Origin of the sequence: Alkalilacustris brevis, from assembly GCF_003350345.1 — a bacterium.
Taxonomy (GTDB): Bacteria; Pseudomonadota; Alphaproteobacteria; order Rhodobacterales; family Rhodobacteraceae; genus Alkalilacustris; species Alkalilacustris brevis.
Genome location: NZ_QNVJ01000033.1, coordinates 1 through 24,953 on the forward strand (window position 1 = coordinate 1; position 24,953 = coordinate 24,953).

Below are 24,953 nucleotides of genomic sequence, written 5' to 3' on the forward strand. Positions count from 1 at the left end.
TGCCATTCCGGGGGCTTACGCCGCCCCACCGGGGCGACGGTCCCCCTCCATCCCGGCAGGCGCTGCCCTCGGATCTCTTCTCGGGCCGTAGTCTGCTGCGGCCTTTTACAGGCCGTCCGGGCCGGGCACGCAGATCAGCGGCAGCCCGGCGTCTTCCGCCGCGCCCGCCAATCCCGGGCGGGCCGCTCCCCTGCCCAGCAGCAGTGCGCCCGCCAGCCCCGGCTGCACCAGGAGCGCGCGCCCGGTGGTCGCGCCGCCGCCCTGCACCAGCCCCAAGGCGCCAGGCCGCAGCAATCGCGCCCCGTGCAGCGCCGCCACCAGCATCAGGGGCACCACTGGCGCGCGTGGCGCGGGTTTGATCAGCAACGACCGCCCCACAGCCAGCCCGCCGGCAAGCGCCCCCGCCCAGAGCGCAGGCCGCGCCCCCACCGCCCCCAGCAGCAGCAGCGCCCCCTCTTTGGGCAACACGGGCAGATCGGGCGGCACAGACGCCGCGCGCAGGCTCGCGGCCAGTTCGCGCGCAGCCTCGGCACGGGTGACGCCATGTTCAAGCATGATAGCCTCGGTCAGCAGGTCGGCCTGTGCCTCCAGCGCAGCAGCCACGGCCTCACCTCCGGCGCCCGGCCCAACCTGCACCCGCCCGCCCGACTGCACCGCCGCCAAGGCGCGCGCCACATCCTCGGGTCCGGCCTCGACCAGCGCCCTCTGCCCGCCGCGCGCCAGCGGCACGGGCCGCATCGCGGTGCCCAGCGGCGCCCGCCACGCGCCCGCGATGTAATAGACCAGCAACCGTTCGCCGAGTTCCATCAGCCGCGGCCCCCCATCGCCTGCCCCACCGGCGCCTCCCTTTCGTCGTCAGCCTCGCTTCGGGCATCATTCCAGAAGATGAGCCGGTTGCCACCCCTTTCAGACCGGACCGCGCCAGTCAGAGCCAGATCAGGAGGTGTTGTCTTGAATTGAACTCATCCAACTCCGACCGGAAGGTATGCGCCCGCGTCGTGCCGCAGGTGCACCGCCGGCGGGGCGGGCGCATGCCCGGCCTGCCCCATTTCCACCCTTCTGATAGCGGTCAGTGCCGATCCGAGAGTGCGACCGCCACGTCGAGCACCGCCTGCCGCCGTTCGCTGCGGATGACCTCCACGGCGCGGGCCAGGGCGCCGGGCAGATCGGCGCCATCAAGCACGCGCTCGGTATGCGCGCGGCTGGCCGCGGCGACCATCAGGTAATCGGGGGCCGGCTGGAGCGAGGTCAGCGGAACCGTGTTCGCGCGCGCTGCCGCCCCATCGGGATACGAGCCGATCACGGCACGCCGAACGGCGTTCCAGATGCCGTTGTTCTTGATGATGACCAGAACCGGCAGTTCCAGCGCCTCGGCGATCTGGTGGCAGGCCACAGGATTGGCGAACATGTAGGAGCCGTCGCCGATACAGGCGATCACCAGCCTGTCGCGATCCGCGAGTTGAGCGCCAAGCGCCGCGGGAAACCCCCACCCGAGCCCGCCGGAATGGGGATTGTTGAAGATGCGGTTCGGCCCCTTCGCGGACATCGCGCCCGGCACCAGCCCCAGTTCGCTGAACGCGACGGCATCCTGGTCCATGATGTCGGACACGCATTTGCTGAGCCACTCACCGCTCATCGGGCTGGTGGCGCCGCTTTGCGCGACTTCATCCGCCTTTGCGCGGCGCTCGGCCGATTGCGCCGCGATTGCGCGGCGTCGTTTTTCCACCGCCTCGTCCGGCGCACCAAGTGCCGCGGCCAGCGCATGCAGCGCGGCCGCCGGGTCGGCCTGGATGGCAAGATCGGTGCGGTAGCCACGCACCGGCATTCGGCGGAATTGCGGATCGGGGCCGATATGCACGACACGGGTTCCCGAACCGGGGCGATGGGCCGCCTCGATCCAGGGCACACCACTGTCGAGCACGATGACAAGGTCGGCATTGGCGATCGCCGCCTTGGGGTCGTTGCCGATCAGCATCGGGTGATCGCCCGGCAGCACGTTTCGCACCAGGAACGGCTCGGCCACGGCAATGCCATGGCGTTCGGACAACACTGCCAGCGCCGAGGCCGCGCGGCCTTCGGTATCGCTGCGCTGGCACAGGATCAGCGGATTGGCCGCCTGCGCCAGCCATGCGGCCAGCTGGCCAATGGCCGCCGGATCGGGATGTGGCAGGGATGAGGGCTGCTGCGGGGTCGCCTCCTCCAGGCCTGCCGGTATCTGCTCCATCAACGGCTCGCGCGGCAGGCTCAGGTAAACCGGCCCACAGGGCGCACTGTTGGCAAGCGCAACGGCGCGCGTGGGCAGGGATTCGCCTTGCTCGGGATAGCGCATTTCATAGTTGAACTTGGTCACGTCCCGCACCAGCGAGGTCTGGTCATACATCTCCTGGCCGTACTGGATCGGTGTCATTCGCCCGCCGGGACGACCGCGTTCGGTGATCGGCGTGCGGCCCGACATCATGACAACCGGAATATCATCGCTTGCGGCATTGATGATGCCCATGGCGCAGTTCGCCAGGCCGACATTGACATGAACCATCACACCCTGCGCCCGGCCGGTCACAAGATAGTGGCCATGCGCCATGGCGACACCGGCGGTTTCATGGGGAACAAGGACCATTTCGGGCCGCTGGTCGGCCTCCAGCGTGGCGATGGCCTCGATGATCGGCGGGAAGTCGGTCCCTGCATTTGAGAATACATAGTCGATCCCGTTGCGCTTGAGGCTACCCAAAAGGGCCTCCGCGCCGGTCGGGTTGCGGGATTCGGAAGCCTCTGCTCGCGACGCGCCTTCATCGGAATCACGGTTTATCAATATCTTACTCCTCGCAAGCGTAGTTGGATGCAGCCTCAGGCCACATCATTTTCCGGCTCTCCGGTGAAATCTCCTCTTGAAATGCGGCGGATGACAAGCAAAAAAGATGTATCAAAATCTCAAATATCGGGATTTTGTAGAGGAGATCGGCCAGCCAGGCCGACACACGCATATCCATCCAGGGAGGAAAAGAATGCGACATCTCGTTTCCGGAGCCGCGCTGACAGCTGCGCTTGCAATCGCGGGCGGTGCGGCCAGCGCCCAGAACGTGGGCATCGCCACGTCCAATCCCGGCTCACTGTTCCACAATATCGGAACCGCCGTGGCCAACGCGGCCAATGCCTCCGGCCTGCGCGCCACGATCCAGCCCGCCACCAGCCCCAACCAGTACATCCCGCTTGTCGCATCGGGCGGTATCGAGTTTGGTGTCGCCAACCTTCAGGAGGTGAACTACGCCCAGCAAGGGGCCGAATGGTTCAGCGGCAGCGAAAACCCCGACCTGCGCGTCGTCGGCCTGATCATGCCATTGGTCGAGGCGATTTTCGTGCGCGCCGATTCCGACATCATGACGGTCGCCGACCTTGAAGGGCACCGCATGGTGGATGGCTACACCGCGCAGCAGACCATCATCCCGCAGCTCGATGCAATCTATTCGACCGTCGGATTGACGCGTGCCGACATGCAGCCCGTCAACGTGCCCAGCGTGGTTGCCGGGGCGGATGCCTTCATCGCAGGCGACTCGGTCGGGTTCATCTTTGCCCATGGCGCCGGCAAGGTCCGCGAGGCGGATGCCGCGGTCGGCGGATTGCGCGCCCTGACTGTCGAACCGACCGAGGAAAACCTAGAACGGGCACGCGAACACTGGCCGGTGGCATTCTTCCACCATCTGAGCGAGGGCGCGATGCCCGGCGTGCTGGAAGATGGCTGGTACTTTGCCTATCCGCAGCTCGTCTTCACCCATGCGAACGCGCCTGATGAAGCCGTCTACGCGATGACAAAGGCGCTCTATGAGCAGACCGAGATCCTTGGCGACACCTTCCCGCCGTTCAATGCCTTCAATCCCGAAGAGCACATGGTCGGCGACACGGGCGTGACCGATTATCACCCCGCTGCGATTCGCTTCTACCAAGAAGTCGGTCTCTGGAACGAGTGAGCCAGGCATATGTCGAATGACCTGAAGGGAAAGGCCGAAAGCGGCCTTTCCCCCGCCGTTTGGCGGCCCATCGCGAACATCCTCGCAACATGCATCACTCTGGTCGCGGTGGGCTGGGCGCTTGGCGTGCCCAGGATGCTTGGCATTTCCTACTATCCGCAGCAGATCCTTGCGGTGATCCTCGGGCTGTCGATGGCGGTCGCCTTCGTGTCCATGCCCTTGCGGCGCAGCGCCTTGCGCGACCGGCTGCCGTGGTATGACGCGGTCGCCGCCATCGCGTGTCTGGGGGCGGTTGGCTACATCGTTCTCTACTACCCGCAGATGGTGAACCTCATCTTCATGGGCCCGATGAACATCTGGCTGCCCGGCGTGATCATGACCCTTCTGCTGCTCGAGGCGCTGCGTCGCGCCACGGGCTGGGCGCTGGTCATCATCATATCGGTCTTTCTGCTCTACGCGCTGTTTGGCAATCTGGTTCCCGGGCGGATGCAGGGCCGTGCCCAGAGCTTCGAGGTGCTGGCCGGATACATGGCGCTCGACTCGAACGGCATCCTTGGCATCCCGATGGCGGTGGCGGGCACTGTCGTCGTGGCTTTCATCCTGTTCGGACAGCTTCTCAATGTCTCGGGCGGGTCCAATTTCTTTACCGATGCGGCGCTTCTGGTGATGGGGCGTTTTCGCGGGGGCGCGATGAAGATCGCGGTGCTGGCCTCGGCGCTGTTCGGTTCGGTTTCGGGGTCGGCGGTGGCGAATGTGGTCGGCACCGGTGTCGTCACGATCCCGCTGATCAAGCGCGACGGCTATCCTAGCCACAAGGCCGGGGCCATCGAGGCCGTCGCCTCGACCGGTGGGCAGTTGATGCCGCCGGTGATGGGCGCGGCCGCGTTCCTGATGGCCGAATTCCTGGGCGTGCCCTACACCAACATCGTGCTGGCGGCGCTTGCGCCTTCGCTTCTGTATTACGTCGCGCTTTTCATTCAGGCCGACCTGGAGGCTGCCAAGCTGGGAATTTCCAGCGTGCCCAAATCGCGCATCCCGCCCCGGAGCGAGGTGCTGACGGGGCTTCACTTCCTGTTCGCCTTCGTCGTGTTGATGTATGCGCTGTTCTCGCTCAACTGGCAGCCCGAACGGGCCGCGATGGCGGCAGCGGCGTCGGTTATCGTGACCTCGCTCGTGCTGGGATACCGCAAGGCGCGACCGGGGTTAGACACCATCATCGGCGCGGTCCCGAAAACGGGGTTCTCGGTGGTCGAGATCCTGCTGATCTCGGGCGCGTCCGGCATCGTGATCGGGGTCTTGAACGTCACCGGGCTGAGCTTCAACCTGACCTATGCACTGGTGCAGATCGGGGCAGGCAGCATGATCGCGCTGCTGGCGCTTTCCGCGCTGGTGTGCATCGTGCTGGGCATGGGGCTTCCGACGCTGGGGGTCTATGTGCTGCTGGCCGCACTGGTCGCACCCGCGCTTATCCAGACTGGCATCGAACCGATCGCCGCGCATCTTTATGTCCTGTATTTCGGCATGATGTCGATGATCACCCCGCCCATTGCGATGGCCGCCTTTGCGGCCGCCTCCATCGCCAGGGCCGCGCCGATGGCGACCGGCTTCGCGGCGATGCGCTTCGGGTGGTCGGCCTATGTCATTCCGGTGCTGTTCGTGTTCTCGCCATCGCTTCTGATGATCGGCGCGCCGCTTCAGATCGGGTTGGCGCTGTTTACGGCCGTTATCGGCGTTTGGCTGGTTTCGGCGGCGCTGGCGGGCTTCATGGCCGAACGGATGACGCCGTTCGTCCGCGTCCTGTTCGGCAGCTTCGGGATGCTGGCGCTGCTTCCGGCCGGCATGTTCGATGGCGCCTGGATCAGCGATCTCGTCGGCGTTGCCGGCGGCCTTGCGCTGATCGTGACCAGCTTCCTGCGCGCTGCGCGCAAGTCCGAAGAGGCGTAACGTATGAGCGGCCTCAACAGTCTCGACCGCGTCCTGGCGATCCTCGATTTGTTCACCGAGGATCGCCTGGAATGGACGCCTGACGAGCTGATGCAGGAACTGGGCTATTCACGGCCGACGCTCTATCGCTACCTCAAGACGATGAAGGATGCGGGGCTTCTGGCCTCGTATCCCAACGCGGGATTCACGCTGGGCCCGCGCGTGGTCGAGATGGATTATCTCATGCGCAAGTCCGACGCGATGGTGCGCCACGGGCGCCCGCACCTCGAGGACCTGACCGAACGCTATCCGTGTTCGGCGCTTCTGGTGCGCTGGTACGGGCAGCGCATCCTGTGCGTGGCGGCGGATTGCTCCATACCCGATCCGCTTTCCAGCTATCCGCGTGGCCGCCCGATGCCGCTGGCGCGTGGCGCGATCTCGCGCTCGATCATGGCATTCCTGCCGCGCCGCCAGATGCTTGCGATGATCGAGGAAAATTTCGACGAACTGCGCAGCATCGGTCTGGGCAGCTCTGTTGCGGACATTGCCGAGCGTATGCGCGAGGTGCGCAAACTGGGCTACGCCGTGGCTTGTGGCGAAGTGACACCCGGCGTCGTGGGAATCGCGGCGCCCGTGTTCGACACCGCGCGGGTGCCCGTCGCAAGCCTTTGCGTAACCATCGCCGGCACCCTGGCCGCAGCCTATCGGATCGACGAGATCGGCGGCCGCGTGTCCGACCTAGCAGAAAGGATCAGCGCGCAACTGGAACGCCAGCGCGCCGAGGATGAAACGAAACAGGCCCAGGAGGGCGCGCCAACCGCGCGCCGGGCATGAACTCAAACGGAGGACACATGAAGAAGATTGACGCTTTCAACCACATCTGGCCGGAAAAGTTCTTTGATGCGCTGATCGGCCATATCGGCACCATGAGCGACATCACCAAACGGTCGGGCGACGTGCCGATGATGACAAATCTCGACCGCCGCTTCGAGGTGATGGACGAGTTCGGCCCGGATTACTGCCAGGTGCTTTCGCTGGCCTCGCCGCCGCTTGAAAAGCTGGTCGATTCCGACAAGGCACTCGAGCTTTCGCAGATCGGTTCCGATTCCATGGCCGAGCTTTGCCAGAAATACCCCGACCGCTTTCCCGCCTTCATCGGCACGACGCCGATGACGCACCCCGAAGGGCTGGTCGCGGAATCGCGCCGCGCGATCGAAGATCTGGGCGCCGTGGGCATGCAGATTTTCACCAATGTCAACGGCAAACCGCTGGACCTGCCCGAGTTCGCGCCCTTCTTCGAATACATGGACAGCGTCGGCAAGCCCGTCTGGCTGCATCCGGCCCGCGGCGCGAATTTTTCGGATTACCTGACCGAGGACCAGTCGGAATACGAAATCTGGTGGACCCTTGGGTGGCCCTATGAAACCTCGGCCGCGATGGCACGCATGGTGTTCTCGCAGTTTTTCGACCGCTGGCCGAACCTCAAGATCATCACCCACCACGCCGGCGGCATGATCCCGTTCTTCGAGGGCCGCGTGGGCCCCGGCTGGGACCAGATGGGCGCGCGGACCACGGACCGCGACCTTGCTGCCGTGCGCAAGGCCCTGAAACGGCCCCACCTGGATTACTTCAAGGAGTTCTACGCCGACACTGCCAGCTTCGGTTCGCAAAAGGCGATCGAACACGCGATGGAATTCTTCGGCGAGGATCGGGTGCTGTTCGCCTCGGATGCGCCCTTCGATCCGGAAGGCGGGCCGAAATACATCCGTGACACCATCGAGATCATCGACCGGATGGAGATCACCGACGCGCAGCGCCAGAAGCTCTATCAGGACAACGCCGTGAACCTGCTTGGCCTGAAACTTTGACCAAGGGCACCATGACTCCCGCAAGACACTACATAAACGGCGAATGGCTGGGTCAGGGGGCGCTGCGCGACAGCCTCGACCCGGCGACCGGCGCGGTGCTGGGCCAGTATCACGCAGGCAGCAAGGCGCTGGCAGAGGAGGCCGCCGCCAGCGCGCGCCGGGCGTTCTTCGGCACCAACTGGCAGACATCGCCCCGCCAGCGCGCGGATGCGTTGTTCCAGATCGCCGACCGGCTGGAGGCGGCGCAAGACGAGATCGCCGGGTTGATCGTCTCCGAGAACGGAAAGCTTCGTTCCGAAGCGATGGGCGAGATGATCGGCGCCATATCCGAGCTGCGCTACTATGGCGGCCTGGCCCGCACGATCCTCGGGCGCACTTTCGAGGCGCAGACCGGGGCCCTTTCCATGATGCACCGCGAGGCCGCCGGCGTGGCGGCGATCATCGTGCCGTGGAACGCACCGGTCATGCTGCTGGCGCGTTCGCTTGGCCCGGCCCTGGCGGCGGGGTGCACCTGCGTGATCAAGCCCGCACACCAGACACCGCTGATCCATCAGCGGGTGATGGAATGCCTGGCCGATTGTCCCGCCTTGCCGCCGGGCGTCGTGAATTCGGTGAACGAGAACGGCTCGGAGGTGGGCGAGGCGATGGTCGCCTCGCGCGATATCGACGTGATCAGCTTCACCGGATCTTCGGCCACCGGGCGCAAGATCATGGCGGGGGCCGCGCCCACGCTCAAGCGCGTGGGGCTGGAACTGGGCGGCAAGGCGCCGGCGGTCGTGTTCGATGATGCCGATCTGGACCGCGCGGTGCGCGAGCTGACACGCGGCGCATTGGTCATGGCGGGGCAGATCTGCGTCGCCGCGACTCGGTTTCTGGTGCAGGAAAGCATCCTGCCCGAATTCACCGCCCGCATCACCGAAGCCTTCCGGTCGGTCAGGACAGGCCCCGGTGCCGACGCATCCAGCCAGATGGGCGCGCTGATCGACAAGGAGAACGAAGCTAGGGTCGCCGCCCTGATCGAACGCGCGGGGGACGAATGCGAATTGATCCTGCGCGGCGCCAACCCCGGTGGCAAGCTTGCGCGCGGGGCGTTTCTGACGCCCAGCCTGTTCAGGACCGACGACCTGCAATCGCCGCTGGTGCAAGAAGAACTGTTCGGGCCGCTGGTTTCGATCGAGGCATTCGGCGACGAGGCCGAAGCGGTCGAGCGCGCCAACGCCACTGTCTATGGGCTGGCCGCCAGCGTTCATACCGCGAACCTCGAGCGGGCGATGCGGGTGTCGCGGGCGATCCGCGCGGGGACGGTCTGGCTGAATTGCCACGGACGGCTCTTCGCCGAAGGGGAAACCGGAGGCTACGGCCAGTCGGGCCTGGGGCGCCTGCATGGCGTCGAAGGGCTGAACGACTTTCTCGAAACCAAGCACATCTACATGGAGCAGGGCAGCGTTTGATCCGCTGCCATGAAACATATGACAGAGCGGGAAAACATGACAGAGCAGGAAAAATATGACGTGGTGATCGTCGGCGGCGGCCCGGTCGGACTGGGGCTGGCGATCGAACTTGGCCAGCGCGGCGTGCGTGTCGGCGTGGTCGAGCGCTATACAGAGCCCCAGCCCGTGCCCAAGGGCCAGAACCTCACGCAGCGCACGATGGAGCATTTTCACGCATGGGAGGCCGAGGCAGAGCTGCGCGCCGCGCGCACCGTGCCCAAGGGCCACGGTATCGGCGGGCTGACCTGTTACGGGACAGTGCTTTCGGATTACCATTACGACTGGCTGCAGCGTGACCTGGTGCGCCAGTACTACTTCACCGAGAACGAGCGCCTGCCGCAATACGCGACCGAGGCCGTTCTGCGCGCGCGTGCCGCCCGGATCCCGCAGATAACCGTGCATTACGGGTGGAGCGGCGTGGGCTTCACCCAGGACGACAGCGGCGTGAGCGTCGAGATCGAAGCGCGCGACGACCGCGCCCGCAAGACCCTGCGCGGCAGCTATCTTGCCGGGTGCGATGGCAGCCGCTCACTGGTACGCGAGCAGGCCGGAATCTCCGAAGACCGGCGCGATCACGACAAGAAGATGGTGCTTCTGGTGTTCCGTTCGACCGAGTTGCACGATCTGCTGGAACGCTATCCCGACAAACAGTTCTACAACGCCCTGCACCCGGATCTTGAGGGCTACTGGATGTTTTTCGGGCGCGTCGATCTGGGGTCGACATGGTTCTTTCATGCCCCGGTGCCGATGGATACGACCGAGGACAATTTCGACTTCAAGGCCTATCTCCATCGCGCGGTGGGCGCCGAGTTCGCGGTCGATCTCGACTATGTCGGCTTCTGGGACCTGCGCTTTGCCATCGCCAACAGCTACCGCGCCGGGCGCGTGTTCATCGCAGGCGACGCGGCGCACAGCCATCCGCCATATGGGGGCTTCGGCATCAATTCGGGTTTTGAGGATGCGCGCAACCTGGGCTGGAAGCTGGCCGCGCATCTCGAGGGCTGGGCCGGGCCGGAACTGCTGGACAGCTACGACGCCGAGCGCCGCCCCGTCTTTGTCTCGACCTCGCGTGATTTCATCGAGAACTTCATCGAGGAAGACGCGGAGTTTCTCGCCACCCACAGCCCCGAAAAGGACCGCGCCGCGTTCGAGGCCGCGTGGCAAGCCCGCGCCGTCGGGGCCCGCGACGAGGTCAACGCCTTTGAGCCGAATTATCGCGGCTCGCCAGTGACGGTGGGCGGCGCCGCGGGCAGCCCCAGTGCGGTGGGCGCGCACAGCTTCGAGGCCCGCGCCGGGCACCACCTGCCCCCGCAGGAGCTGTCCGACGGCCGCAACGTGTTCGAGGCGCTGGGGCGTGGTTTCACCTTGCTGGCGCTGGACGCGCCCGAAGCCGCCGTGGCGGCCTTCGAGAAAGCCGCGGCTGCAACAGGCATCCCGCTAACCGTGGTTCGCGATACGCGCCGCGACGGGCGCGAGGCGTGGAAGGCGGCGATGATCCTCGTGCGGCCGGATGAATTCATCGCCTGGACGGGCGAAGATGCCGAGGATGCAGAAGCCATTCTGCGCCACGCTGCAGGGCGCCGCCAGGACGTGTCGCGTTGAATTGGACTCGTCCGGCACCGATCTGAGGGCATGCGCCCGCCTGGGCGGCGGGCGGGCGTATGCCCGGGCCGCAAGCGTCCTGGGCGGGGTGATGCCGTTCAAGCGCGGGCACGCTATAGTTATTCAGTCCCCGCATCCGATGAACCGGAACGGCGGGCTGTTCCACACGGTCAACGCCCTCAAGCGCGGGCGGCACGGTGTCCAGCTCTCTGGCCAGGGTCACGGCACCCCGAGGGCGCGTCACTCCTTCCCCGTGCAGGGCAGGACGACGGTAAAGCAGCTTCCCTGCCCCGGTTCACTGGTCACGCCAAGCTCGCCGCCGGCGCGCTGCACGAGATCACGCGACACCGCAAGACCCAGGCCCGTCCCCTCGCTGCGCTTGGTCGAAAAGAACGGGTCGAAGACCTTGGCAACAACCTCGGGCGGCATCCCGATGCCGGTATCGCGCGCCTCGATGCGCACCGCATCGGCGCCATGCAGCGTGTCGCTGCGGCTGACGATCTCGAGCCGGCCACCGCCCGGCATCGCCTGGATGGCATTCACCATCAGGTTGATCATGACCTGTTGAAGCTCGGTCTGGTTCATTCGCACCTGCCCGCCCGCGTCAAGGTCAAGCCGCAGTTCGATTTCCGAACGCGTGAGCACATGCTGGATCAGAGGCAGGGTATCCCGGATCGCCTGGTCAGGGTCGACACCGCCGCCGCTGTCGGCGTATTCCTCGGGACGGGCAAAGCGCAGCAGCTTGGTGACAAGGATATGGATCGCCTGGATCTGTTCCTGCACCAGTTGAAACTCGGTTCGCAGCGGCTCGACACGCGCGCCCAGTTCTTCGCGGATGACATCGAAATTGCCCTGGATAACCGCCAGCGGATTATTGATCTCATGCGCGACCCCTGCGGTGATCTCGCCGATGGCCGCCAGCTTCTCGGACAGGATCAACTGCTTGCTCGTGGTCTCGATCTGGCGATTGGCCTCGGCCAGGTCCGCGGTGCGCGCGGCGACGCGATCCTCAAGTTCTTCGGCCCAGTCCTTAAGTGCACGGTTCTGCCTTTGCAGTTGCTCAAGCAAGCTGTCGAGCTGTGCGGCCACACGGCTGATTTCGTCATCCTGCGCGATGGTGCCGGTGCGCGCGCCCAGATCGCCTTGCTGGACCCGCCCGATCGTGGCGTTGATCCGCTCGAGCGGGCGGAAGATGCCGCGCGCCAGCCACAGGAAAAGCGGCACCGCCACCGCGAGAACGATCAGGAACGCCGCCCCCACACGGATCATCATCTGCCGTTCGGCCGCGCGATAGGGCGCGTCCAGGAACCCGACATACAACATGCCCACCCGGTTGCCGAAACTGTCGGTGATCGGCTCATAGGCCGACACATACCAGTCATTGACCACGAACGCCCGGTCAAGCCACACTTCGCCCTCATCCAGAACCCGCCCGCGCACCGCTGCCGAAACCCGCGTGCCCAGCGCGCGGACATCCTCGAAAAGGCGGACATTGGTGCTGATCCGCACATCGTCGAGAAACAGCGTGGCCGTGCCCTGGCTGCCCGCGGCAAGGCTGGCCTCGGGGTAGACGATGGTGTTGATCTCGTCGATGAAACCCAGGTTGCGGTTGAGCAGAACGCCGCCCAGCAGCACCCCGCCGGGGGCAGGCGCGGCGACATGCACAACCATGCCCCGGTCCTCGATGGTCTTGTCGGTGGGCACGGCGGCGCGGGTTTCCACCAGCGGAACGATAGCGCGCTCGGCCAGGTCGGGTGACAGGGCGGCAAGCTCTTCCTGATCGAGTATGTCGATGGCACCGGCCCGCTCGCCATCATGGGCGCGCTGCACAACCGGCCATCGCGCCTGCGCTGCTTCCCGCGCGGGCAGATAAAGCAGGTAATCGAAACCCAGCGGCCCGGCTTCGCGCTCCAGCAAGGGCTCCAGTGGTTCGCCTCCGCGCAGATGCCGCACCACCAGCCAGGAGCCACCCAGCGCCTCGACCGCGGCACCGCGGCTCTCGATCAGGCCGGCAAGATGCTGATGGGCGATGGTCAACTCGCTGTTGACCTTGGCGGTGAGCGTATCGTCGAACTGGGCGATCCAGCCGCGCATCGTGGCGCCCAGCAACAAGGGCATCAGCAACAGCACCGGCAACAGCGCGATCACCAGCAACCGCGCGCGCACCGTCTTGTAGAAGGGAAGCCGCGCCATGATCGCAGGTGCCGGATCAGACATTCCACATCGCGCATTTGCGGTCGATGGTCTTGCGCGCCACGCCGAGCCGGCGCGCGGCCTCGGCCCGGTTGCCGCCGCAAGCCTCGAGCACGGTCAGGATATGGCGCCGCTCCACCGCTTCGAGGCTTTCGGAAGGCTCGGCTTGATGCGTGTCGTTGCTGGGAGCAAACTCTGGCGGCAACTCGCCCAGGATCACCGCGCGCTCGATCAGGTTGCGCAACTCGCGCACATTGCCGGGCCAGTCGTAGCGGCCCAGACGCACCAGCACCTCCTCGCTCAACGGCAGGGGTGGCGCGCCCATCTCGCGCGCGCTGCGGCCCATGAACATGGCCGCGAGATCGGCAATATCGCCCACCCTTTCGCGCAGCGGCGGCATGCGGATCGTCATGCCCGAGATCCGGTAATAGAGGTCGCGGCGAAAAGTTCCGTCGGCCACCGCCCGCTCAAGATCGGCATTGGTGGCCGCGACAAAGCGCAGGTTGAGCGGAACTTCCCGTTCCGATCCGCTGGGGCGCAGACGGTTCTCGTCGATCACACGCAGCAGCGAGGCCTGCACCTGCAGGGGCAACTCGGCGATCTCGTCCAGAAACAACGTCCCACCGGAGGCATTCACCAAGAGCCCCTCATGCCCGGCGGCGCCGATCTCGCCAAAAAGTTCGCTTTCGATCCGGTCCGGCGTGATGGCCGCGCAGTTGATCGGCACGAAGGGGCGCTCGGCGCGATCCGAAATGGAGTGCAGCGTGCGCGCGGCAATTTCCTTTCCGGTGCCGCTTTCGCCTGTCAGCAACACTGGCATCGACATTGGCGCGACCTTTTCCAGAGTGGCGCGCACCGCCTCGATCGAGGGCGAGTTTCCCAGCAACCGCCCCCGTGCCGCCGGAGACTCGGCCCCCAGCTCATAGCGCAGAAGAAAGTTTTCGCGCCGCAGCACCCGCCTGTCGAGGCAGCGCATCACCGCATTGAGGATCTGGTTCGAACGGAACGGCTTGAGCACGAAATCGGCCGCGCCCAGCCGCAAGGCCTGGATGGCAGTCTCGAGATCGGCATATGCCGTCATCAGGATCGCCTCGGAGAAAAACCCGATATGGCGTTGCTCATCCAGCCAGTCGAGCCCCGATTGCCCGGGCATCACATTGTCGAGCACAACAAGGTCGTAGTGGTGCGCATCGAGTTGCCGCGTCGCATCCTCGGCGCTGCCCACCGCATCTACCCGCTTGGCGTGACGCTCAAGGATACGCACGAGGAAATTGCGCATACCTGGCTCGTCGTCGACCACCAGGATCGAGGCATGGGCGAGTGTCGCCCCGGATTGCTCCGCCTCGAAGGGCGCTTGACCGGAAGGATGCGTCCGCGCCGGTCGGCGCGCGGCGTCGGTGGCGGACGGCATTACGTGGCCCTTTGGATCGCTCGCAATTGTCAGTCCAGGCGGACCGCAGGCCCGCTGGTAACTTCCTCGGTCGAAAAACCCGCCCGGTCAAGCGCAATATTTGCCAGCACGGCCAGAACGATCGTCGCTGCAAAGGCCAGGTACATCGCTTTCATCATTCACTCCAGTTCGCGTGCGGCCCGCGGGGGCGGCGCAAGCAATTGCATTAGCCCTGTCATTCTGCCGGCTGTGCTGCCGGCTTCTTGGAGGCAGTGGCCTGCTTTTCCTTCTCTTCTTCGAACCAGAGGCTGTGGTGCTCCTTTGCCCACTGCTCCTCGACCTCGCCGCTGCCCATCGCGTCGAAGGCCCCCTCCATCCCGACCGAGCCGAGATAGATATGGGCCATGATGATCGCCATGAAGACAAAGGCCACGATCGCGTGCCACGCCTGGGCGAGTTGCATTTCCTCGTGCGGGGCAAGCACTTCGGGCAACGCACCATAGCCAAACAGCTGCGGCAGGCCAAGCGCGTTGAGCTTCTCGAAGGTGACGGCAAAGAGCGGCATCTGGAAGGGGAACAGCAGCGCCAGCCCCGAGGCGGAAATCGACAGCCCCAGCACCACAACCGCCCAGAAGATCAGCTTCTGGCCGGCGTTGAACTTCTTGGCCGGGGGGTGGGTGCCCTTGCTGAACAGCCCGCCGCCCTTGGCCAGCCATTTCAAGTCGTGCCGGTTGGGCAGATTGTGAACCAGCCAGAACACGATCACCATGAGCAGGGCCAGCATGAAGGGCCAGGCGAAATTGTTGTGAACCCATTTTCCCGCCAGCGCGACGGGGGCGAAGGCCTCGCGCCCGATCAGCGGGATGATGAAAGCGCGCCCGAAAAGCTGCACAAGCCCGGTGATCGCCAGAAGGATGAACGAGCCCGCCAGCATCCAGTGGGCAAAACGCTCGATCGCGCTGAATCGCAGCATGCGCCGCCCAGTCTTTTCGCCATCGATGCGGATCCGTCCGCGCAGGGCAAAAAACACCACCAGAACGGCCAGCATGCCGAGCAGCAGATAGCCCCCGTATGTCTTTAGCGGGCCGCTGCGAAACTCAAGCCAGCGCATGCCGCCATCCTGCATAAGCACTTCGGCGGCCGCCACGCGCGAAGAAACCTGCACATCGGCCTGATTATAGCGCAGCGCGCGCCAGACATCGCTGTCCGAGGCACCACCCAGCGTGCCGAGCATCTCGTTCATGGTGGCGGCAGCGCCCGGATCACCGATCTCGGTGCGCCGAAAGCTGTCATCTATCTGCTCGCCGCGTTGCCGGGCAAGGATGTCCTCCAGCGTCTGTGCGCCGCCGGTTTCCGCGCGTGCGGGCGCCTCGCTCGCTTCAGGGGTCTGGGCCTGCCCGGCGCCCGTCGTCATCGAAAAGGCTGCCAGCAGCAGAAGAACCACCAGGGATCGAAACAAAGCCATGCGCGTGTCCTGTCGTCTCGTTGTTATTCGTCATTGACCCGAACGGGGTTCGCCAAGTGCGCCAGAACGGGTAACGCGGCCCGTTACGGCCTGTCATGCCGCAAGGGCCGCGCGGGCCGCCGGTGCATCATTGCACCGCCGGCCCCAAGGCGTGGCACTCAGTTCCGAGCAGTCGCCGAGGTCTCGCGATATGCCGATCCCCAGCCCCAGGCGCCGGCGCCGAACCCGCGTGCGACAACACGCTCGCGGTAGATCGTGGCGACGACATCGCCATCGCCCGCCAGCAGCGCCTTGGTCGCGCACATCTCGGCGCAGAGCGGCAGCTTGCCTTCGGCGATCCGGTTGCGACCATATTTGGAGAACTCGGCATTGGAGTGGTTTTCTTCCGGGCCACCGGCGCAGAAGGTGCACTTGTCCATCTTGCCGCGCGATCCAAAGTTACCCGCCTGCGGGAACTGCGGCGCGCCAAAGGGGCACGCGTAGAAGCAGTAGCCGCAGCCGATGCACAGGTCCTTGGAGTGCAGCACGATGCCGTCCGCCGTCTGGTAGAAGCAGTCGGTCGGGCAGACGGCCATGCAGGGCGCATCAGAACAATGCATGCAGGCGACCGAGATCGACCGCTCCCCGGGGCTGCCATCATTGATGGTCACCACCCGGCGACGGTTGATGCCCCAGGGCACCTCGTTCTCGTTCTTGCACGCGGTGACGCAGGCATTGCATTCGATGCAGCGCTCGGCGTCGCAGAGAAATTTAGCTCTTGCCATTCTTTCGGCTCCTTATGCTGCGCTGATCTTGCAGAGTGTGGCCTTGGTCTCCTGCATTTGCGTGACGGAGTCGTAGCCGTAGGTCTGGGCGGTGTTGGAGGATTCACCCAGCACATAGGGATCGGCCCCGGACGGGTACATTTCGCGCCGGTCCTGACCCTGGTAATGCCCGCCAAAGTGGAAGGGCATGAAGGCCACGCCAGGCCCGACCCGTTCGGTCACCATCGCCATCACCTTGACGCGGCCACCTTCGGGCCCCTCGACCCAGACCTGCGCCTTGTCACGCACCCCGAGATTGTTCGCATCGCGCGGGTTGATCTCGACGAACATGTCCTGCTGCAGTTCGGCCAGCCAGGGGTTGGAGCGGGTCTCGTCGCCGCCGCCCTCATACTCGACCAGGCGCCCCGAGGTGAGAATGATCGGGTAGTCCTGGCTGAAGTCCTGGTTCTGGATCGACGCGTAGAGCGTCGGCAGACGATAGAACTTCCGGTCGGCATAGGTCGGGTAGTCGGCCACCAGATCGCGCCGGTTGGTATAAAGTGGCTCGCGGTGGATCGGCACCGGGTCAGGGAAAGTCCAGACCACGGTGCGGGCCTTGGCATTGCCGAAGGGCGCGCATTCATGCGCAATCGCCACCCGCTGGATGCCGCCCGAAAGGTCGACCTTCCAGTTGGAGTTCGGCCCGCCCGAGGCCTCGATCGCGGCAAGCTCCTCTTCGGTCAGCTCCGAATCCCAGCCCAGATCCATCAGCATCTGCATGGTGAACTCCGGATACCCGTCCTGGATGTCCGACCCCACCGAATAGACGCCATCGGCCAGCAGGTTCTGCCCGTCCCGCTCGACCCCGAAGCGGGCGCGGAAGGTCAGGCCGCCCTGCGACACCGGCTTGGACATGTCATAGAGGTTGGGCGTGCCGGGGTGGCCCAGCTCGGCCGTTCCCCAGCAAGGCCAGGGCAGACCATAGTAATCGCCGTCGCAAGGCCCGCCATTGGCGCGCAGCGTGGTGCGATCGAAGGTGTGCTGATTGGCCATGTGCAGCTTGAGCCGCTCGGGCGACTGGCCGGTATAGCCGATGGTCCACATGCCGCGATTGAACTCGCGGGTGATGTCCTCGACATTCGGCTCGCTCTCGCTGTCCATCGAGATGTTGCGCAGCAGACGATCCTCGAAGCCGAACTTGCGCGCGAAGAGCGCGATGATCTCGTGATCCACCTTGGATTCGAACATCGGCTCCATGATCTTGTCGCGCCACTGCAGCGAGCGGTTCGAGGCCGTGACCGAGCCGCGGGTCTCGAACTGGGTCGTTGCCGGCAGCAGATAGACCCCGTCGGTGCGGTCATGCAGCGCCGCCGAGACAGTCGGGTAAGGATCGATCACGACCAGCATGTCGAGATTTTCCATCGCCGTCTTCATCTCGGTCATGCGGGTCTGGCTGTTCGGGGCGTGGCCCCACAGAACCATCGCGCGCACATTGTCGGGCTGGTCCATGTTCTCGGCGTCCTCAAGCACGCCATCGATCCAGCGAGACACCGGAATACCGTTGGTATTCATGAGGTTGACGGTGTTTCCGTCAGCATCGGTGTAGCTGTCGAAGCGGCCCTTGAGCCAATCCAGATCCTCTTCCCAGACAGCGGCCCAGTGAGCCCAGGCACCTTCGGCCAGGCCGTAATAGCCGGGCAGGTCATGGCTGAGCACGCCAAGGTCAGTCGCGCCCTGCACGTTGTCGTGGCCGCGATAGATGTTGGTGCCGCCACCGCTGGTCCCCATGTTGCCCAGCGCAAGCTGAAGCACACAATAGGCGCGGGTGTTGTTGTTGCCGCTGGTGTGCTGGGTGCCGCCCATGCACCAGATCAGGGTGCCGGGCCGGTTGTTGGCCAGGGTGCGCGCCACGCGCTCCAGCTGGGTGCCGGGCACGCCGGTCACACGCTCCACTTCATCGGGTGTCCAGTTGGCGACCTCATCGCGGATCTGGTCCATGCCCCAGACACGGGTGCGGATGAACTCGCGATCCTCCCAGCCGTTCTCGAAGATGTGCCACAGGATCCCCCAGATCAGCGCCACATCGGTGCCGGGGCGGAAGCGCACAAATTCGTCGGCATGCGCCGCGGTGCGGGTAAAGCGCGGGTCGCAGACGATGAAGGCGGCGTTGTTTTCTTCCTTGGCCTTGAGCATGTGCATCATAGCAACCGGGTGCGCCTCGGCCGGGTTGCCGCCGATCTGCAGGATGGCCTTGGAATTGTGGATGTCGTTGTAGCTGTTGGTCATGGCGCCGTAGCCCCATGTGTTCGCCACACCTGACACGGTGGTCGAGTGACAGATCCGCGCCTGGTGATCCACGTTATTGGTGCCCCAGTAAGCAGCGAACTTGCGGAACAGGTAGGCCTGTTCGTTGTTGTGCTTGGCCGAGCCCAGCCAGTAGACACTGTCAGGGCCGCTTTCCTCGCGGATCTCAAGCATCTTGTCGCCGATCTCGTCGATCGCCTGCTCCCAGCTGATGCGCTGCCAGGCGCCGTCGACTTTCTTCATCGGGTATTTCAGGCGACGTTCACCATGCACGTTGTCGCGCACCGCCGCGCCCTTGGCGCAATGGGCGCCCAGGTTGAACGGGCTGTCCCAGCCGGGCTCCTGTCCGACCCAGACGCCGTCGCTGACCTCGGCGATCACCGTGCAACCGACCGAACAATGCGTGCAGACCGACTTGACCGTGCTGACCGCGCTCGTCGCGGCAGATTGCGCATCCGCGCGCGTTACCGTTCCGCCTGACATGCCGATCGCCGCAAGCCCGCCGATCGCCAGCCCCGAACCGCGCAGAAACCCGCGGCGATCCACTGTCTTTTCGGCCATTTGCGACAGGAACGACGTGCGATGTGCGACGCGTGCCCCCCCGCCTGTTTTCTTTCTCAGCATCTCTCTCTCCCTTGCTGCGCCGGTCCTGCCCGGACTGCTGGGTCAATATCTGGTGAACCCGGCGCCCGCTGGCGGGCGCCCGGCAATCGGGTCAGAAACGGGCGCTGTCGTAATAGGCGCGCGCGTGGCCGGTATCGGCGAGCCGCGGCTCGCCCGAATCCGAGATGGTCGCCGCTTCGGCCGGTTTATGGCCAAGGCTGACGGCCGCCACCGCCGCCGGTGCGGAAACCGATGCGAGCTTCAGAAAGCTGCGCCGGCTCTCGCTGGTCTTGTCGGATTTTCTTGCCATGGGCTTTTCCCTCCCCTTTTGAACTGTCTTGCGGCCGCGCCGCATGGGTATGACGGGCGCGACACCGCGCCCGCATCATCGGTGTGTCAGGCCTCCGCGCCGCTCATGCGGAATGCCTCGCGCTCAATCTCCATGAAGGCGCGGCCGATCGCGCCCACCGGCGCATACAGAAAGGCTGATTCCGCCGCTTCGAGATCGGTAAAGAAATGCATCGCCCAAGGAGCAATATGCCGGTTGAAGAAGGCTTGTTGGTCGGCCAGCGAAGCCGGTGTGCCGAACCGGCCCAGGATCATGCCGCCCATCATTTCCATCAGGCTGGCGATGTTGTCTTCGGGCTCGTACACATTCGGCGCGCGGGTGATCCCGCGTGCCGCCATGTCCCGGCGCAGATACGCCAGCGGCTTTTCGTTGAGAAAGCCGGTCATGTAATAGCTGGCATAGGGCAGCAGCTCCCCCCGGCCGATACCGATGAAGAGATCGGTAAACTCGCGCTCGGCCGAGCCGGGCGTGGCCTTGCGGGCAAGCTTGGCAAGCGTGCTGAACCCCCGGCCCAGATCCGTCTCCTGATCGCCGCTCAGCCCGGCGGTGCGATCAAGCAGCGCACGATCGGGCGGCGCGGCCAGGATCGCCGACAGGAACATGTACAGGTCCGCGCGTAGACGGTCCTCTTCGGGCACTTGTGGCTGGGCGGCACTGGCCTGGCTCATTCGGTCGATCCCTCGCTTGGTTCGGGCCTGAAGGCAAAGCGCATGCGGCGCCGCGGCCGTTCGGCGGCAGCGGGCTCTTCGGGCACGGTTTCGGAATAGGCGGTTGCGCTTTCAGGGGGCACGCTGCCCCACTCCTCCGCATGACCGGCGGCTGTTACGGTATCGGCTTCGCCGGCAGGGATGTCATCTGCGTCTGCGGCGGCCGGCTCCTTGGCCGCGCCCTCCGGCGCGTCGCGGGCAACGGTATCGGCCTGCGCCTCGCGCTCGGCCTGCGCGGCCAGCTCCTCGACGTGGCGCAACAGGCCGCGCCCGACCTGATAGGTCGTCTTCATGTCCGGCACGACCATGGCGGCATCAGAGAAGTCCTCGCCGAAATCGACCAGGCCATCGAGATTGGCCAGCACCGGGTTGGAGCGCCACAGCCGGCGCAGCGCGCGGCGGCGCAAACGCTCGGGCACCGCGCTCTGCATGAACACGGAGAAATCATCGCCCATCTGCAAGCTGTCCGGATCAGGCAATTTCAACTCTTCCAGCAACTCTTCGTCGGTTTTCTGCTCTTGCGCGACAGCCCGCTCGGCCTCGGCCTCGGCCAGGGCGGCAGCCTGTGCCGCTTCCTGCTCGGCGGCCTCCTGCGCGGCGACGGCGGCGCGACGGCGCGACCAGAAGTCCGTGCCTGCCCCTTCACGCCCCATTACACGGACCTCCGTGTCGTCGGCGCGCGAAAGACATCGGCGAGTTGACGCACCCGCGGATCGCCCTTGCCGTCCTCGACCAGATCGACGCGTTGCCGGTCGCGCTTGCGTTTGACAAATGGCTCTTCCACGTGATGGGCATCCACGAAGGCCTGCACCCAGGCAATCAGCCCCGCCGGCATCGGCACCAGCTCAACCAGGCCATCGCCGCTGTCCAGGTAATCCTGCCCTTCATAGGCCGAGACGGTCACGAAAGCCGGCCGCCAGGGTATGCGCGCGCCAGGGTCAGTGTTATCGCGCAAAACCACCGTCACCCCGGGCACCGTGGAGCCGAGATTGACCTGATACCCTTCAGTGTCCGAGGAATAGAGATCGAGCGTGAGGGTCGCAGCGTGGTATTCCACCGCGTCAGCCTCGCGGCGGAGCTCGCGCCAATCCGCCGGGCCGGCCCCGGGCAGGACGGCAACAACCTTCCAGGCCCAACGCGCCCAACGCGTCACACCCGGTGTGCGCCTGACCACAACACCCAGTGGCATCGTCTCGTGCACGAGCGGCATTTTGGCGTGGACCCTCCCAGATCGTTTTTTTTCGACTTGCAAATCAGGCTAGCGGGCCGGCGCATCTCGCCAAAGGGTTTCTTCGCGAATCGGTCCATGAAAGCCGCGCAAACCGGCCCGAGGGACAAATTGTCCAAATCTACCGTCTGCCGCGTCAAAAAATGTGGACGAAATGATCCATGCACAAAATCTGATCGTTTTGCTCGACAACAAGGCAGCCCAAAAACCCGCGAATCACCCCGCTCAGCGGCGTATTCGGACTTTACGCGAGCGGGCCTTTCGTGGCTTGCTCGCCCCAAGTCAGTATTCGTGCAGGGGCGTCTCTGCACGGGTTCCTGCCAGGGGGGAGAAATACAAATATGGCTAACCGATTGATTCTATGCGATTGTCTCGGCAGTCAGACGATCGATGCAGAGACGATCGGCAAGGCCAGCGGCCTGAAATGCTCGCGCGTCCACACAGCGCTCTGCACCCGCGAAGCCGAAACTGCCGCGAAATACATCGCCGAGGGCGACACCATCATCGCCTGTGCCCAGGAGGCCGCGCGATTCGAGGAAATCGCCGATTCGCTCGACCGCCCGGCCCCGGCCTGCATCGACATCCGCGACCGCGCCGGCTGGAGCGACGACGCCGACACCGCCCCGAAAATGGCCGCGCTTCTGGCCGAAGGGATGATCGCCCCTCCGGCCGCGAAATCCATGGATGTGACATCCGAGGGGTTGTGCCTTGTCATCGGCGCAAGTGGCGTCGCCGATGCTGCCGCAGAACGGCTGGCCGATACCCTTGCGGTGACGGTCCTGCTGACCGACGAGGCGGACCTGCCCCTGTCGCGCGCCTATGAGGTGATCCGCGGACAACTGCGCCGGGCCGAAGGCACGCTGGGCGCATTCCGGCTGTCGTTTGACGGATTGCAGACCGTGGAGCCGGGCGGGCGTGGCGAGTTCACGCTTGCCCCCCCGCAGGACGGCGCGGAAACGCAATGCGATCTGATCCTGGATCTGTCGGGAGAGACCCCGCTGTTTCCGGCGCACCACAAACGCGATGGCTATCTGCGCGCCGATCCCGGCGACCCCAACGCAGTTGCGGCAGCCGTGTTCGAGGCCGCGCAGATGGTCGGCACCTTCGAGAAGCCTTTTCACGTGGTGCTCGAAGAACACCTCTGCGCCCATTCGCGCGCGGGCAAGACCGGGTGCACCCGCTGCCTTGACGCCTGCCCCACCGGTGCGATCCGGCCTGACGGCGATCATGTGGCGGTCGATCCGCGGGTCTGCGCGGGCTGTGGGGCCTGTTCGTCGCTGTGCCCCTCGGGTGCGATCAGCTATGACGCGCCCCCGGTTTCGCATGATCTGCGCCGCATGCAGCGGATGGCCGAAACCTACCGCACCGCCGGCGGCACGGCGCCGCGGCTGCTGGTGCATGACGATGTGCATGGCAACGAGATGATATCGCTGGCCGCCCGGTTCGGGCGCGGCCTGCCGGGCGATGTGATCCCGCTTTCGGTGGCGGCGCTTGCCGGGTTCGGCCATTCGGAAATGCTGGCGGCACTGGCGTTGGGCTTTGCCTCGGTCAGCATCCTGCCCGCCCCGCGGACCGAGCGCGAGCCTATCACGCGGGAAATCGCGCTGGCCGAGGCCATGGCCGGGCCGGACGCAGGCGACGATCCCGGCACCCGGCGCATCGCGCTTCTGGATATCGGCGACCCCGAGGCATTGTCCGACCACCTCTATTCGCAAACCCGCATTGCCGCCGGGGTCACGCCGATCCTGCCCATGGGCGGGCGGCGTCAGGTCGCGCGGCTGAGCGCGCAGGCCCTCAACCCCGGCGCGCAGGAACCCATCCCCCTGCCCGAGGGCGCCCCCTATGGCGCGGTGCATGTGAATACCGACAGCTGCACCCTGTGCCTGGCTTGCGCCTCGCTCTGCCCGTCGGGCGCATTGATGGACAACCCCGATCTGCCCCAGTTGCGCTTTCAGGAAGATGCCTGCCTGCAATGCGGGATCTGCGCCACGGTCTGCCCCGAAAACGCGATCACCCTGGAGCCGCGTTTCAACCCCGCCGATTCAGCCCTGTCGCAAGAAGTGCTGAACGAAGAGGAGCCCTTCGCCTGCATCGAATGCGGCGCGCTTTTCGGTGTGCGCTCGACGGTGGAGCGCATGATGGACAAGCTGGCAGGCAAGCACTCGATGTTTCAGGGCGGGGATGCCGCGCGCCTGATCCAGATGTGCGACGATTGCCGCGTGCAATCGCAGTTTCACAGTGCCGACAACCCCTTTGCGATGGGCGAGAAACCGCGTCTGCGCACGACCGAAGACTACCTGTCGAAGCGCCGCGATCACTGATGCTGGAGTTCTTCCCCAAGATCGGCCGGTTCCAGACTGGCGGCATAGGCACGGATGGCCTCGGCCTCGTCGAGCGTCAGTTCGACCGGCACGATCGCCGGCGGGCGATCATGCCGGAAGGGCGGACTCACACCGTGCAGCCGCAGGAAGGACGGGTGCGGGTTCAGCGCGTAGAAGGCCATGAAGCGAAAGGCCCAGTCGTCCATTGCCCGCAGCGCCTGAAACGAGGGGGTCGAGCCGATACCCCCGCGTCCGCCCTCGGCGGTGACATGGCAACGCCCGCAATGTTCGGCCGCCAGTTGCTCGCCCAGAACGATATCGCCCTCGAAGGTGATTTCGAGCATTTCCTCCTTCGCCTCGACCGGGGTGAAACCTGCGCCCGTTTCCGGCGTGAAGGCGGCGATGGTGTTGTGCCCGGGCTCGGCGGTGAGCCAGTCGGTGAACATTCGGGCGGCGGCGTTGTCGCTCTGGAGGCGATAGGCGTAACGCAGCTCGTCGCCCCGCGCCATGAACACGACGGCGCCCGGCTCGGCACGACCGATCCAGAGGTCGGCCTTCTCGGGTTGCGCGGCCGGCTCGCCGCGCCGGCCCGAGCGCAGCGCGAAACGCGGCAGGACATGGTCGAGAAACCCGCTCTCGCTCAACTCGGGCGGGGCCAGGTAGGAAAAACTCCGCGGCTCCTCGGCCGCGACGCCCCCGGCCACACAAAGCAGCACCGCCCCGAGCCTGAGCGTTGCCTGCCCCGGCCGCCACCAGCGTCCGGATCGCGACCTTCGAGATGGGCTATGGGCCATCGGTGCCTCCC

At 65.5% G+C, this 24,953-nt stretch carries 20 protein-coding genes; 7 read left to right on the forward strand and 13 right to left on the reverse strand.

Going from position 1 to position 24,953, the window contains the following annotated elements; all coding sequences use genetic code 11:
* Positions 1-105: 105 nt before the first annotated feature.
* Together DQ229_RS04555 and DQ229_RS04560 are read right to left on the reverse strand one after the other, a co-directional pair.
* On the reverse strand, positions 106-807 hold the full coding sequence (locus DQ229_RS04555) for an aldehyde dehydrogenase family protein (protein ID WP_114965096.1): 702 nt from the start codon (positions 805-807) through the stop codon (positions 106-108).
* A gap of 262 nt (positions 808-1,069) precedes the next feature.
* Entirely contained in the window at positions 1,070-2,809 is a 1,740-nt protein-coding gene (locus tag DQ229_RS04560) for a thiamine pyrophosphate-requiring protein (RefSeq protein WP_238380957.1), read from the reverse strand.
* Between the two features lie 193 nt (positions 2,810-3,002).
* On the opposite strand from DQ229_RS04560, the gene DQ229_RS04565 reads away from it, so the two are divergent.
* The 6 genes from DQ229_RS04565 to DQ229_RS04590 are packed head-to-tail and all read left to right on the forward strand — an operon-like array spanning position 3,003 to position 10,845.
* Positions 3,003-3,962, forward strand: a complete 960-nt coding sequence (locus DQ229_RS04565; RefSeq protein ID WP_114965097.1) for a TAXI family TRAP transporter solute-binding subunit — start codon at positions 3,003-3,005, stop codon at positions 3,960-3,962.
* Positions 3,963-3,971: 9 nt separating this feature from the next.
* Positions 3,972-5,906, forward strand: a complete 1,935-nt coding sequence (locus tag DQ229_RS04570; RefSeq protein ID WP_114965098.1) for a TRAP transporter permease — start codon at positions 3,972-3,974, stop codon at positions 5,904-5,906.
* Positions 5,907-5,909: 3 nt separating this feature from the next.
* Complete coding sequence (locus tag DQ229_RS04575) at positions 5,910-6,719, forward strand: IclR family transcriptional regulator (RefSeq protein WP_114965099.1); 810 nt, start codon at positions 5,910-5,912, stop codon at positions 6,717-6,719.
* Positions 6,720-6,736: 17 nt separating this feature from the next.
* A complete protein-coding gene (locus tag DQ229_RS04580; RefSeq protein WP_114965100.1) occupies positions 6,737-7,753 on the forward strand; it encodes an amidohydrolase family protein in 1,017 nt (338 codons plus the stop codon).
* An 11-nt stretch (positions 7,754-7,764) separates the two neighbouring features.
* A complete protein-coding gene (locus DQ229_RS04585) occupies positions 7,765-9,204 on the forward strand; it encodes an aldehyde dehydrogenase family protein (protein ID WP_114965127.1) in 1,440 nt (479 codons plus the stop codon).
* Positions 9,205-9,213: 9 nt separating this feature from the next.
* Entirely contained in the window at positions 9,214-10,845 is a 1,632-nt protein-coding gene (locus DQ229_RS04590; protein WP_238380958.1) for an FAD-dependent monooxygenase, read from the forward strand.
* 240 nt (positions 10,846-11,085) lie between these two features.
* On the opposite strand, the gene DQ229_RS04595 is transcribed toward DQ229_RS04590, so the two are convergent.
* The 10 genes from DQ229_RS04595 to DQ229_RS04635 all read right to left on the reverse strand — a co-directional run bounded on the left by DQ229_RS04595 (position 11,086) and on the right by DQ229_RS04635 (position 21,788).
* The gene (locus DQ229_RS04595) at positions 11,086-13,062 is read right to left on the reverse strand and encodes a sensor histidine kinase (RefSeq protein WP_238380959.1); all 1,977 of its coding nucleotides are present in this window, start codon (positions 13,060-13,062) and stop codon (positions 11,086-11,088) included.
* On the reverse strand, positions 13,055-14,449 hold the full coding sequence (locus DQ229_RS04600) for a sigma-54-dependent transcriptional regulator (protein WP_114965103.1): 1,395 nt from the start codon (positions 14,447-14,449) through the stop codon (positions 13,055-13,057). The genes DQ229_RS04595 and DQ229_RS04600 overlap by 8 nt, the downstream gene beginning before the upstream one ends.
* A 29-nt stretch (positions 14,450-14,478) precedes the next feature.
* Positions 14,479-14,604, reverse strand: a complete 126-nt coding sequence (locus DQ229_RS16890; RefSeq protein ID WP_274378822.1) for a hypothetical protein — start codon at positions 14,602-14,604, stop codon at positions 14,479-14,481.
* A gap of 59 nt (positions 14,605-14,663) precedes the next feature.
* Entirely contained in the window at positions 14,664-15,893 is a 1,230-nt protein-coding gene (locus tag DQ229_RS04605; RefSeq protein ID WP_114965104.1) for a formate dehydrogenase subunit gamma, read from the reverse strand.
* Positions 15,894-16,051: 158 nt separating this feature from the next.
* Positions 16,052-16,657, reverse strand: a complete 606-nt coding sequence (gene fdh3B / locus DQ229_RS04610) for a formate dehydrogenase FDH3 subunit beta (protein ID WP_114965105.1) — start codon at positions 16,655-16,657, stop codon at positions 16,052-16,054.
* A gap of 12 nt (positions 16,658-16,669) precedes the next feature.
* Positions 16,670-19,564 carry a formate dehydrogenase subunit alpha gene (locus tag DQ229_RS04615; protein ID WP_114965106.1) on the reverse strand — a complete coding sequence of 965 codons (2,895 nt, stop codon included), beginning with the start codon at positions 19,562-19,564 and terminating at the stop codon, positions 16,670-16,672.
* A 91-nt stretch (positions 19,565-19,655) separates the two neighbouring features.
* The gene (locus tag DQ229_RS04620) at positions 19,656-19,853 is read right to left on the reverse strand and encodes a twin-arginine translocation signal domain-containing protein (protein ID WP_114965107.1); all 198 of its coding nucleotides are present in this window, start codon (positions 19,851-19,853) and stop codon (positions 19,656-19,658) included.
* A gap of 86 nt (positions 19,854-19,939) precedes the next feature.
* The gene (locus tag DQ229_RS04625; RefSeq protein ID WP_114965108.1) at positions 19,940-20,560 is read right to left on the reverse strand and encodes a TorD/DmsD family molecular chaperone; all 621 of its coding nucleotides are present in this window, start codon (positions 20,558-20,560) and stop codon (positions 19,940-19,942) included.
* Positions 20,557-21,252 carry a DUF3306 domain-containing protein gene (locus DQ229_RS04630; RefSeq protein ID WP_114965109.1) on the reverse strand — a complete coding sequence of 232 codons (696 nt, stop codon included), beginning with the start codon at positions 21,250-21,252 and terminating at the stop codon, positions 20,557-20,559. The genes DQ229_RS04625 and DQ229_RS04630 overlap by 4 nt, the downstream gene beginning before the upstream one ends.
* Positions 21,252-21,788 carry a DUF3305 domain-containing protein gene (locus DQ229_RS04635; protein WP_114965110.1) on the reverse strand — a complete coding sequence of 179 codons (537 nt, stop codon included), beginning with the start codon at positions 21,786-21,788 and terminating at the stop codon, positions 21,252-21,254. The genes DQ229_RS04630 and DQ229_RS04635 overlap by 1 nt, the downstream gene beginning before the upstream one ends.
* A 380-nt stretch (positions 21,789-22,168) precedes the next feature.
* Here DQ229_RS04635 and DQ229_RS04640 point away from each other — a divergent pair, with 380 nt between their 5' ends.
* Positions 22,169-24,148: a 4Fe-4S binding protein gene (locus DQ229_RS04640; RefSeq protein ID WP_114965111.1), complete on the forward strand. Its 1,980-nt coding sequence runs from the start codon at positions 22,169-22,171 to the stop codon at positions 24,146-24,148.
* Here the strand turns inward: DQ229_RS04640 and DQ229_RS04645 are convergent.
* The gene (locus tag DQ229_RS04645) at positions 24,142-24,942 is read right to left on the reverse strand and encodes a cytochrome c family protein (RefSeq protein WP_155326444.1); all 801 of its coding nucleotides are present in this window, start codon (positions 24,940-24,942) and stop codon (positions 24,142-24,144) included. The genes DQ229_RS04640 and DQ229_RS04645 overlap by 7 nt on opposite strands.
* Between the last annotated feature and the right edge of the window lie 11 nt (positions 24,943-24,953).

Excerpts from the sequence above, each read along its gene's own strand:
- DQ229_RS04635 (WP_114965110.1), bottom strand. The coding sequence starts at position 21,788 with ATGCCACTGGGTGTTGTGGTCAGGCGCACACCGGGTGTGACGCGTTGG.
- DQ229_RS04590 (WP_238380958.1), top strand. The coding sequence starts at position 9,214 with ATGAAACATATGACAGAGCGGGAAAACATGACAGAGCAGGAAAAATAT.
- DQ229_RS04555 (WP_114965096.1), bottom strand. The coding sequence starts at position 807 with ATGGAACTCGGCGAACGGTTGCTGGTCTATTACATCGCGGGCGCGTGG.
- DQ229_RS04575 (WP_114965099.1), top strand. The coding sequence starts at position 5,910 with ATGAGCGGCCTCAACAGTCTCGACCGCGTCCTGGCGATCCTCGATTTG.
- DQ229_RS04580 (WP_114965100.1), top strand. The coding sequence starts at position 6,737 with ATGAAGAAGATTGACGCTTTCAACCACATCTGGCCGGAAAAGTTCTTT.
- DQ229_RS04600 (WP_114965103.1), bottom strand. The coding sequence starts at position 14,449 with ATGCCGTCCGCCACCGACGCCGCGCGCCGACCGGCGCGGACGCATCCT.
- DQ229_RS04615 (WP_114965106.1), bottom strand. The coding sequence starts at position 19,564 with ATGCTGAGAAAGAAAACAGGCGGGGGGGCACGCGTCGCACATCGCACG.
- DQ229_RS04595 (WP_238380959.1), bottom strand. The coding sequence starts at position 13,062 with ATGTCTGATCCGGCACCTGCGATCATGGCGCGGCTTCCCTTCTACAAG.
- DQ229_RS04630 (WP_114965109.1), bottom strand. The coding sequence starts at position 21,252 with ATGGGGCGTGAAGGGGCAGGCACGGACTTCTGGTCGCGCCGTCGCGCC.
- DQ229_RS04565 (WP_114965097.1), top strand. The coding sequence starts at position 3,003 with ATGCGACATCTCGTTTCCGGAGCCGCGCTGACAGCTGCGCTTGCAATC.
- DQ229_RS04585 (WP_114965127.1), top strand. The coding sequence starts at position 7,765 with ATGACTCCCGCAAGACACTACATAAACGGCGAATGGCTGGGTCAGGGG.
- DQ229_RS04620 (WP_114965107.1), bottom strand. The coding sequence starts at position 19,853 with ATGGCAAGAAAATCCGACAAGACCAGCGAGAGCCGGCGCAGCTTTCTG.
- DQ229_RS04605 (WP_114965104.1), bottom strand. The coding sequence starts at position 15,893 with ATGGCTTTGTTTCGATCCCTGGTGGTTCTTCTGCTGCTGGCAGCCTTT.
- DQ229_RS04645 (WP_155326444.1), bottom strand. The coding sequence starts at position 24,942 with ATGGCCCATAGCCCATCTCGAAGGTCGCGATCCGGACGCTGGTGGCGG.
- DQ229_RS04625 (WP_114965108.1), bottom strand. The coding sequence starts at position 20,560 with ATGAGCCAGGCCAGTGCCGCCCAGCCACAAGTGCCCGAAGAGGACCGT.
- DQ229_RS04640 (WP_114965111.1), top strand. The coding sequence starts at position 22,169 with ATGGCTAACCGATTGATTCTATGCGATTGTCTCGGCAGTCAGACGATC.
- DQ229_RS04570 (WP_114965098.1), top strand. The coding sequence starts at position 3,972 with ATGTCGAATGACCTGAAGGGAAAGGCCGAAAGCGGCCTTTCCCCCGCC.
- fdh3B (WP_114965105.1), bottom strand. The coding sequence starts at position 16,657 with ATGGCAAGAGCTAAATTTCTCTGCGACGCCGAGCGCTGCATCGAATGC.
- DQ229_RS16890 (WP_274378822.1), bottom strand. The coding sequence starts at position 14,604 with ATGAAAGCGATGTACCTGGCCTTTGCAGCGACGATCGTTCTGGCCGTG.